The organism is Exiguobacterium sp. SH3S1 (assembly GCF_004337105.1).
In the GTDB taxonomy this organism is placed as follows: domain Bacteria; phylum Bacillota; class Bacilli; order Exiguobacteriales; family Exiguobacteriaceae; genus Exiguobacterium; species Exiguobacterium aurantiacum_A.
In genome coordinates this window covers 43607-53692 of the sequence record NZ_SJUW01000014.1, presented here as the reverse complement: position 1 = coordinate 53692, position 10086 = coordinate 43607, and the positions used below count along the sequence as shown (strand labels likewise).

9 protein-coding genes, 1 rRNA gene and 1 other annotated feature (1 of these 11 running past the window's edge) are annotated in these 10086 nt (G+C 51.2%); all 10 genes read left to right on the top strand.

Annotated features, from left to right (window positions below; genetic code table 11):
- The first annotated feature begins 11 nt into the window (after window positions 1–11).
- The 10 genes from rrf (at window position 12) to gltX (ending at window position 10009) form a co-directional block, all read left to right on the top strand.
- Window positions 12–127 (top strand): 5S ribosomal RNA (gene rrf, locus EVJ26_RS12875).
- A 142-nt stretch (window positions 128–269) separates the two neighbouring features.
- Window positions 270–737 carry a CtsR family transcriptional regulator gene (locus EVJ26_RS12870; protein WP_070329265.1) on the top strand — a complete coding sequence of 156 codons (468 nt, stop codon included), beginning with the start codon at window positions 270–272 and terminating at the stop codon, window positions 735–737.
- A 14-nt stretch (window positions 738–751) separates the two neighbouring features.
- A complete protein-coding gene (locus EVJ26_RS12865; protein ID WP_131458633.1) occupies window positions 752–1186 on the top strand; it encodes a UvrB/UvrC motif-containing protein in 435 nt (144 codons plus the stop codon).
- On the top strand, window positions 1186–2229 hold the full coding sequence (locus tag EVJ26_RS12860; RefSeq protein ID WP_131458634.1) for a protein arginine kinase: 1044 nt from the start codon (window positions 1186–1188) through the stop codon (window positions 2227–2229). The genes EVJ26_RS12865 and EVJ26_RS12860 overlap by 1 nt, the downstream gene beginning before the upstream one ends.
- Window positions 2230–2253: 24 nt before the next feature.
- Window positions 2254–4689 carry an ATP-dependent protease ATP-binding subunit ClpC gene (clpC, locus tag EVJ26_RS12855; protein ID WP_070329262.1) on the top strand — a complete coding sequence of 812 codons (2436 nt, stop codon included), beginning with the start codon at window positions 2254–2256 and terminating at the stop codon, window positions 4687–4689.
- 54 nt (window positions 4690–4743) lie between these two features.
- Entirely contained in the window at window positions 4744–6120 is a 1377-nt protein-coding gene (gene radA / locus EVJ26_RS12850; RefSeq protein WP_070329261.1) for a DNA repair protein RadA, read from the top strand.
- Between the two features lie 114 nt (window positions 6121–6234).
- Window positions 6235–7299 (top strand): PIN/TRAM domain-containing protein, encoded by a 1065-nt coding sequence (locus tag EVJ26_RS12845; RefSeq protein WP_131458635.1) that lies wholly within the window; start codon window positions 6235–6237, stop codon window positions 7297–7299.
- 56 nt (window positions 7300–7355) lie between these two features.
- Complete coding sequence (gene ispD, locus EVJ26_RS12840) at window positions 7356–8036, top strand: 2-C-methyl-D-erythritol 4-phosphate cytidylyltransferase (protein ID WP_201738376.1); 681 nt, start codon at window positions 7356–7358, stop codon at window positions 8034–8036.
- On the top strand, window positions 8033–8506 hold the full coding sequence (gene ispF / locus EVJ26_RS12835; protein ID WP_070329258.1) for a 2-C-methyl-D-erythritol 2,4-cyclodiphosphate synthase: 474 nt from the start codon (window positions 8033–8035) through the stop codon (window positions 8504–8506). Before ispD ends, ispF begins: the two co-directional genes overlap by 4 nt.
- Before the next feature lie 45 nt (window positions 8507–8551).
- Window positions 8552–10009 carry a glutamate--tRNA ligase gene (gene gltX, locus EVJ26_RS12830; protein ID WP_201738375.1) on the top strand — a complete coding sequence of 486 codons (1458 nt, stop codon included), beginning with the start codon at window positions 8552–8554 and terminating at the stop codon, window positions 10007–10009.
- Window positions 10006–10086 (top strand) — a binding site (T-box leader); it runs 123 nt beyond the window's last position. Its footprint overlaps the gene before it by 4 nt.

The following is a 10086-nucleotide window of genomic DNA, read 5'->3' as shown; positions in this document are numbered from 1 at the left end:
ACAATCCCTTGTCTGGTGGCGATAGCGAAGCGGCCACACCCGTTCCCATGCCGAACACGGAAGTTAAGCGCTTCAGCGCCGAAAGTAGTTGGGGGTCTCCCCCTGTGAGGATAGGACGTTGCCAGGCCATATGAAAGACGACCAAGCACATGCTTGGTCGTCTTTTCTTTTGAGCGACGATGCATTTGCGTCGTCGCTTTTCGTTTGCCTTTTTTTAAATCAGTGATAGAATAAAATCAAAAGTCAAAGATGGTCAGAGGGTGGTGGAGATGAGAAACATATCTGATGTAATCGAACAGTATTTGAAGCAAGTGCTGAAGGAAAGTCAGGCAGAAGCGATTGAAATCAAACGACAAGATATCGCGAAACGTTTTGAATGTGTTCCGTCTCAAATCAACTATGTCATCAATACACGTTTTACGGTCGAAAAAGGCTACCTTGTAGAAAGTAAGCGAGGTGGGGGCGGTTATATTCGAATTCGTCGTGTCATTCTTCACGAGAAACAAGACTTGCTGACGAGTTTAATGGACATTTTACAAGACCATCCTCGTCTGACGGAACAACTTGTTGAAAACATTTTGATCCGTTTATTTGAAGAAGGTATGTTGAGCGAGCGGGATGTCCGTTTACTGTACCACTTGTTGTCCGACGAAACGCTCGGCTTGAACGCCGACGACCGCTATCTGATTCGAAGACAGCAGCTACTCGCCCTGATGAAGTTACTTAGTTATCACTGACGGAGGCTTAAGACATGTTATGCGAACGGTGTAAACGGCGTCCTGCCGTCAATGAAGTCGTTATGTTGGAAAACGGGGTCCCAGTCGAACGAAAACTATGTCGGAACTGTACAGTCGAAGTGATGGCCGATTACGTTCCTGTCGTGAAGCGGTGTCCAACTTGCCAGATGACACAGAGCGAGATGACGCATCTAAGAAAAGCGGGCTGCGCCTCATGCTACACGGTCTTCCGTGAAGAGTTGATTAAAATGACACGTCAGTACCAGCAAGGGCATGACCATCATGTCGGGTCGGTACCTGACGCGTTACGCACACCGGATGAGCGAATCGGCGAACGTCTTGTAAAGTTAGCAGGGGAGTTAGAATGGGCCGTCGAACAAGAAGATTATGAACGAGCGGCACGCATCAAAAAAGAAATGACGCAACTGAAAGGGCAAGGTGAGGCGTGATGGAGACATTCCTCAAACATCCACTCGGTCCAAAAATGAAAGAACGGGCCAAGCTTGATGATCTTGTCATCTCGACACGAATTCGTTTGGCACGCAATTTAAAAGACATCGTCTTTTCTCCGACATTGTCTCAAGAAGGACAGCGTCAGCTATGCGAACGCATCGAGACGGCCTTGGGCGGCTTACAAGGCTTTGAATATTTGCATATGCGCGCCTATGATCAAGTGACGCGGCAAGCTCTCGTCGAAAAGCATTTGATCAGCCCGACGATTGCGGAAAAAGATGAGAGTGCTGTTTTCCTGAGTGAAGACGAGACGATCAGCGTGTTGATTAACGAAGAAGATCATTTGCGCATCCAAACGTTGCTTCCCGGCTATCAAGTCCAAGAAGCGTTCGAACTTGCGAAACGAGTCGACGCGCTCTGTGGCGAGTCGCTCCCATACGCTTTCGATGAAGAGCTTGGCTATTTGACGACGTGTCCGAGCAACATCGGTACCGGACTTCGCGCATCGGTCATGCTGCACCTGCCGGGTCTGACGTTAACGGGACGAATAACTCCTATATTAGTAGAACTTCGCAAACTCGGATACACGATTCGAGGACGTTACGGAGAAGGCAGTGACGCAGCCGGGCGTTTGTTCCAGTTATCGAATCAACGGACGCTTGGTAGCGATGAATCGCAGTTGTTATCTGATTTTATGGAAATCACAGAACAAGTCGTCCACGCGGAACGTCAAGCCCGAGAACAACTCCTGAACAGTAATCAAGATGAATTGGAAGATCAGTTTTATCGTTCTTACGGGATTTTACGGTATTCCAAATTATTGTCGTCGACAGAGGCGATTGAACGGTTATCCGATTTACATTTAGCGAGTGACCTCGGTATTTTGTCCGACTGGAGTCCACCGCAGTTTCATGATTTGATTGTCCGCCTACAATCAGGTTTCCTACAAAAACATTTCGGGAAAACATTATCTACGAAAGAACGAGATCGCGAACGAGCGACTCTCGTACGTCGAACGTTAGATCATGGTTTAGTTTGATCCAACTCTAAGGAGGTTTTGTCAATGATGTTTGGTCGATTTACAGAACGAGCTCAGCGCGTATTAGCTTTAGCACAAGAGGAAGCGGTACGACTTGGCCATCATAATATTGGTACGGAACATATCTTGCTCGGACTTGTCCGTGAAGGTGAAGGGATTGCTGCCAAAGCGTTGTTCGCCCTCGGTCTAACTTCTGAGAAGATTCAACAAGAAGTCGAGGCGTTGATTGGCCGTGGTTCTGAGAACGGGTCGACAATCCACTACACGCCGCGTGCGAAAAAAGTAATCGAGCTCTCGATGGATGAAGCCCGTAAACTCGGTCATTCTTACGTCGGGACAGAGCATATTTTACTCGGATTGATTCGTGAAGGCGAAGGCGTCGCTGCCCGCGTCTTGAACAACCTTGGTATCAGCTTGACGAAAGCACGGCAACAAGTGCTTCAACTTCTCGGGAACACGGAATCGTCGTCAAACGCATCACAACCAGGCACGAGCGCTGCGACACCGACACTTGATGGCTTGGCCCGCGACTTGACGCAACAAGCCCGTGAGTCACGTCTCGACCCTGTTATCGGCCGTGCCGGTGAAATTCAACGGGTCATCGAAGTGTTGTCTCGCCGGACGAAGAACAACCCGGTCTTGATTGGAGAGCCAGGTGTCGGTAAGACGGCAGTTGTCGAAGGACTCGCGCAACAGATCATTAACAATGAAGTGCCGGAGACGCTTCGCAACAAACGCGTCATGGTGCTCGACATGGGTACGCTCGTCGCGGGAACGAAATACCGCGGTGAGTTTGAAGACCGATTGAAAAAAGTCATGGACGAGATTCGCCAGGCCGGCAACGTCATTCTCTTCATCGACGAGTTACACACGTTGATTGGGGCGGGTGGAGCCGAAGGGGCGATCGATGCCTCGAACATCTTGAAACCGTCGCTCGCGCGAGGTGAGCTCCAATGTATCGGTGCAACAACGCTTGACGAGTACCGGAAATACATTGAGAAGGATGCCGCACTCGAACGCCGCTTCCAACCGATTCAAGTGAATGAGCCGACGACGGACCAGGCTGAACAAATTTTGTTCGGTTTGCGTGACCGCTATGAGGCTCACCACCGTGTCACAATTACGGATGAGGCGATTCATGAAGCGGTTGTCTTATCTGACCGCTATATTTCGGACCGGTTCCTTCCAGATAAAGCGATCGACCTCGTCGACGAAGCGGCTTCGAAAGTTCGCCTCCGTTCATTCACGGCGCCGCCGAACTTAAAAGAGCTTGAAGCACGTCTCGAATCGATCCGTAAAGAAAAAGATGCGGCCGTCCAGAGCCAAGAGTTTGAAAAAGCGGCTTCGCTTCGTGATACAGAACAGAAGCTTCGCGATGAACTCGAGCACCTCAAATCAGAATGGCAGAACAAGCAAGGTAATGAAAAGCTTGAAGTGACGAAAGAAGATATCGCTCAAGTCGTCGCAAGCTGGACGGGTGTGCCGGTGACAAAAATTGCCGAAGAGGAGACAGACCGTCTCCTCAAGCTCGAGTCGATCTTACACGGTCGGGTCATCGGTCAAGATGAAGCCGTCAAATCAATCTCGCGGGCAATTCGCCGGGCCCGGGCCGGACTGAAAGATCCGAAACGTCCGATCGGGTCATTCGTTTTCCTCGGACCGACCGGTGTCGGGAAGACGGAACTAGCGCGTGCTGTCGCTGAGGCGCTCTTCGGTGACGAGGATGCGATCATCCGAATCGACATGTCGGAGTATATGGAAAAACATGCGACGAGCCGTCTCGTCGGGTCGCCTCCAGGGTATGTCGGATACGAAGAAGGCGGTCAGTTGACGGAGAAAGTTCGTCGTAAGCCATACTCGGTCATCTTGCTTGATGAGATTGAGAAAGCTCACCCTGAAGTGTTCAACATCTTGCTCCAAGTGCTCGATGACGGGCGTCTGACCGACTCGAAAGGTCGTACGGTCGACTTCCGTAACACGGTCATCATCATGACGTCAAACGTCGGTGCGGCCGCACTTAAACGGAACAAATATGTCGGTTTCACCGTCGAAGATGACGTGAAACGTGAATATACGGAAATGAAAGATAAAGTCATGGAAGAATTGAAAAAAGCGTTCCGGCCTGAGTTCTTGAACCGGATCGACGAGATCACCGTCTTCCATTCGCTTCAAAAAGAGCATATCCAAGAAATCGTCAAACTTATGGCGAAGACGCTCACAGACCGACTTGGCGAGCAAGGCATCGATTTCACCTTGACGGAATCGGCGCTTGAGAAGATTGCCGTCGTCGGCTATGACCCTGAGTACGGGGCTCGTCCGCTCCGCCGTGCGCTCCAGCGCGAGGTGGAAGACCGACTCTCAGAATCGATGCTCAGCGGGGAAATCACGAAAGGCAGTAAAGTGGCTCTCGATGTTCAAGATGGTGAATTCATTGTCCGCAACGAAGGTGTCGTCCAGTAAATACGGAGCTCCCTCTCTCTTTTGAGGGGGCTTTTTTAGACAGAAGGGAATAACATGGCAAAAATTAAAACGAAGTACGTATGTCAGTCTTGTGGCTATGAATCCGCAAAATGGATGGGCCGTTGTCCGGGATGTAACGAGTGGAACACGCTCGTCGAAGAATTTGTTGAAGAAAAGAAAGCGAAACGGGGAGCTGCGTTTGTCCATAGTTCGTCGCGACAACTGAAGCCAGAGCGTCTCTCAGACGTCGTTTCCCAAGAAGAAACACGTGTGCATACGAACAGTCAAGAGTTCGACCGGGTGCTCGGGGGTGGAATTGTCCCGGGCTCGCTCGTCCTCGTCGGTGGGGACCCGGGGATCGGGAAGTCGACAATTCTCCTGCAAGTGAGTGCACATCTCGCCCATAGCGGTCGGAAAGTGCTATATATTTCCGGGGAAGAATCGTTGAAGCAGACAAAGCTGCGCGCGGAACGACTCGGGTTACCGACACAGGATTTATACGTTCTCGCCGAGACGGACATGCTCATGATCGAACGGGTCATCGATGAAGAGGAACCTGGGTTCGTCATTATTGACTCGATTCAGACGGTATATATGGATGAAATCCAATCGGCGCCAGGCAGCGTCGCCCAAGTGCGGGAATGTACGGCTGCGCTGATGAAAATTGCTAAGACACGAGGGGTCGCCGTCTTTATCGTCGGCCACGTGACGAAGCAAGGATCGATTGCCGGACCGCGTCTGCTCGAGCATATGGTGGATGCTGTTCTGTATTTTGAAGGAGAACGTCACCACACGTTCCGGATTTTACGGGCCGTCAAAAACCGGTTCGGTTCAACGAACGAGATTGGAATATTCGAGATGAAAGAAGGCGGCCTTGAGGAAGTGCTCAACCCGTCAGAGATTTTCCTCGAAGAACGGACGGCAGGCGTCTCAGGCTCGACGGTCGTCGCGTCGATGGAAGGGACACGGACGGTACTCGTCGAGCTGCAGGCACTCATTTCCCCGACGTCGTTCGGGAACCCGCGCCGGATGGCAACGGGAATCGACCAAAACCGGGTCGCCCTTCTCATGGCCGTGCTGGAGAAACGTTCGGGTCTCTTGCTGCAAACGCAAGACGCTTATTTGAAGGCGGCGGGCGGGGTCAAGCTCGATGAACCGGCGATCGACTTGGCGATTTGTATTTCCATCGCCTCGAGTTTCCGGGACCGCCCGACTCGTCCGACTGATGTCTGCATCGGCGAGGTCGGGTTGACCGGGGAAGTGCGCCGTGTGTCACGGATTGAGCAACGTGTCGCGGAAGCGGCCAAGCTCGGTTTCACACGTGCGATCATTCCGAAGAATAACCTAGGGGGCTGGACCGCCCCACCTGGTATCGATGTGGTCGGTGTCAGTACTGTCGATGAAGCGCTCCAACTCGCCATCCCGTTTTGACGGGGCGCTTCTGGCAGTTTTTAACGCTTTGTAACGAACGCGTTTAAAAGAACCGTGTTACAATATAAGTGTTATTTTTTTGAAATTTTAATTCAATAGAAGGAGGTGGAATGAGTGAAGATTTCAGTGCGACTCGGATTTATTTTGATTGGACTCGTCGTCGGGTGGTTTGGCATGATCGAAGCGATGGTGCTTCTTGATGACCTCGGGGTCAGCGTGCCGGCATGGTTGACGATTCCTTACGTTGCTAGTTTGATTGGTGGACTTATCTTCTTCATTCTCAGTTTATTTTTGACTGATGCAATCGTCAAATTTATCCGTTTTGTCGAAGAACGGCTCGTCCATTTACCGGTCGGCGATATTTTATTCGGCTCAATCGGATTGATCATCGGTTTATTGATTGCCTTTTTGATCAGTGTATCGCTTGAGGTCACGGACATCTTCTTACTCAGTAAGATTGTTCCGATTTTTGTGACTGCCCTGTTCGGTTACTTTGGATTTGCCGTTGGTTACCGGAAGCGGAACGAATGGATCAAGTTGTTCGTGAAAAGTGAACGGGACAAGCCGGAAGCGGAACCGTTACGCCGCTCGAACGACAAGATATTAGATACGAGTGTGATCATCGATGGTCGGATCGCCGATATTTCGAAGACCGGATTCATCGAAGGGACGCTCATCGTTCCTCAGTTCGTCATCGGAGAGTTGCAGTACATCGCCGACTCGTCGGATACGCTTAAACGGAATCGAGGCCGACGCGGTCTGGATATTTTAAAAGAGCTCCAAAACAACGATCGAATCGAGGTCGAGATTTACGATGGTGACTTTGAAGACGTAGCCGAAGTCGATATTAAATTGATCAAGCTCGCCGAGTTAAAGAAAGGCATTGTCGTGACGAACGATTACAACTTGAATAAAGTGTGTGAAGTCCGAAACGTACCGGTGCTCAACATTAATGATTTGGCCAACTCGGTCAAACAGATCGTCATTCCCGGAGAAGAGATGGTCGTGACGGTCATCAAAGAAGGGAAAGAACAAAACCAAGGGGTCGCTTACCTCGAAGACGGGACGATGGTCGTTGTCGAAGGCGGACGCAAGCTCATCTCGAAGACACTTCCTGTCGTCGTGACGAGCGTACTCCAAACATCCGCGGGCCGAATGATTTTTGCTCGCCCTGAATAAGTATGAAAAAAGAGACGCATCAGCGCTCTCTTTTTTCACGAAGAGAGGTGAACGTGATGGTACGTTACACGGTCGTCATCCCGGCTGCCGGGAAAGGCAAGCGCATGGGAGCCGATGAGAACAAGTTGATGTTGTCGCTCCAAGGAAAACCGATCATCGTCTGGACCGTCGAGGCGTTTGCGAAAGACACATGGTGTGAACAGATTGTTCTGGCGATTCGTCCGGAAGAAGAAGCCTGGTTCGCGCATGAGTTACGTCACGTCCCGACGCCGATTACGTACGTGGCAGGCGGGGAAGAACGGCAACAGAGCGTTCGAGCCGGTTTACAGACAATCGACACGGATGGAGTTGTGTTGATCCATGACGGGGCCCGGCCGTTCGTTCGAATCAGTCAGTTGCATCAAGTAGCGGAAGCGGCTCAGACGAAAGGGGCCATTTTAGCCGTTCCTGTGAAAGATACGGTGAAACAAGTGACCGCGGGGACGATTACGCAAACTGTTCCCCGTGAGACACTTTGGCTCGCTCAGACACCGCAAGCGTTTCCTGTGGCTGACATCCGGGCGATTCATGACCAGGCAGAATCATCCCGATTCATCGGGACTGATGATGCGAGCTTGTTCGAGTGGTCAGGGAAAGAAGTCACCGTCATTCCAGGTGACTATCACAACATAAAAATGACGACCCCTGAGGATTTGTTGTTCGGGGAAGCGATCTTGACGAAGGAGGACTATCGATGAGAATCGGACAAGGTTTTGATGTACATGCGTTCGCAGAAGGGCGCCCGCTTATATTAGGAGGGATCGAGATTCCCCACGACCGCGGTTTGCTTGGACACTCGGATGCCGACGTGTTACTTCACACCATCGCAGATGCGGCGCTCGGTGCCATCGCGGCAGGGGATATCGGCAAACACTTCCCGGATACGGATCCCGATTTTAAAGATGCAGACTCGAAAGTGTTGCTCCAACACGTATGGCAACTCGTCAAGGCAGAAGGGTATGTGCTCGGCAACGTAGACGCGACCGTTATGGCGGAACGGCCGAAGCTCCGGACGTATATCGATGACATGCGCGCGGTCATCGCCGAACTGCTTGAAGCTGATATTAGCCAAGTGAACGTGAAAGCGACGACGACGGAACGGTTAGGTTTCACGGGACGTGAAGAAGGAATCGCCGCCCAGGCGGTCATCTTGCTCAACCGTGCTTGAAAAAAGTGGTATACTATTTGGGCAGAAGAGAAGAAAGGTGGAAATATTATGAGTGAAGTGCGTGTACGCTATGCGCCAAGTCCGACGGGTCACCTTCATATCGGGAACGCCCGGACCGCGCTATTTAACTATTTATATGCTCGCCACGCAGGCGGGAAAATGATTCTTCGGATCGAGGACACGGATCAAAAACGAAACGTCGAGAACGGTGTCGAAAGTCAGATGAAGTACTTGGAATGGCTCGGTATCGAGTGGGATGAAGGTCCAGGTCGCGATGGCGATTACGGTCCATATTTCCAAATGGAACGACTCGATCTCTACAATAAACACGTGAACGAGTTGATGGACAAAGGGCTCGCTTATAAATGCTACATGACGTCAGAAGAACTCGAAGCGGAGCGCGAGGCACAGATCGCACGCGGTGAAGCACCACGCTACTCGGGAGCACATCGCGACTTGAGCGACGCTGAGCGCTCGGCGTTTGAAGCCGAAGGACGGAAGCCGTCGATTCGGATTCGAGTGCCAGAACAGGTTACGTACAAATGGACAGACGTTGTCAAAGGCGACGTTTCGTTCGAGTCGAAAGACTTCGGAGACTGGGTCATCGTCAAGCAAGACGGGATCCCGACGTACAACTTTGCCGTCGTCGTCGATGACTACTTGATGAAAATCAGCCACGTGTTGCGCGGGGATGACCATATCGCGAACACACCGAAACAGATGATGGTATACGATGCACTCGGATGGGAGTATCCGACGTTCGGTCACATGACATTGATCTATAACGAGAACCATAAGAAGCTCTCGAAACGTGATGAGTCGATCATCCAGTTCATCGAACAATATGCAGACCTCGGATATCTCCCTGGTGCGCTCTTCAACTTCATCTCGCTTCTCGGTTGGTCTCCAGTCGGTGAAGAGGAAATCTTCACGAAAGAAGCGTTTATCGACATGTTCGACGCGGGCCGTCTATCGAAGAGTCCGGCCGTATTCGACCAGCATAAGCTCGCTTGGATCAACAGTGTCTACATGAAGCAGGCTTCGCTTGACGAAGTGGTGGCACTCAGTTTACCATTCTTACAAGAAGCAGGACGATTGCCTGAAGCCTTGTCAATGGAAGAGGCGGACTGGGCCACAGCGCTCATCGCTCTTTATAAAGAACAAATGACACACGGTGCCGAAATTGTACCGTTGACAGACTTGTTCTTTAAAGACGAGGTCGAGTATGACGAGGCGGCGAACGCGGTGCTTGCCGGTGAAGCGGTGCCGGCTGTACTCGCCGAGTTTAAAACGCAACTCGAGGCGATCGAGGACTTCACACCGGAAGCTATCAAGGCGGCTACGAAGGCCACTCAAAAAGCGACTGGGCAAAAAGGAAAGAACTTGTTCATGCCAATCCGTGTCGCCACGACCGGACAAACACATGGACCAGAACTTCCAAACGCGATTGCGCTGATTGGCAAAGAGCGTGTGTTGGCACGTCTCACAACATTATTAGCTTAAAGGCAACGATGAGGAAAGTAAGCGGGTTGACACTTGTCAGAGACTAGAACCTAGGCTGGAAGTTCTAGAAGCGTCCC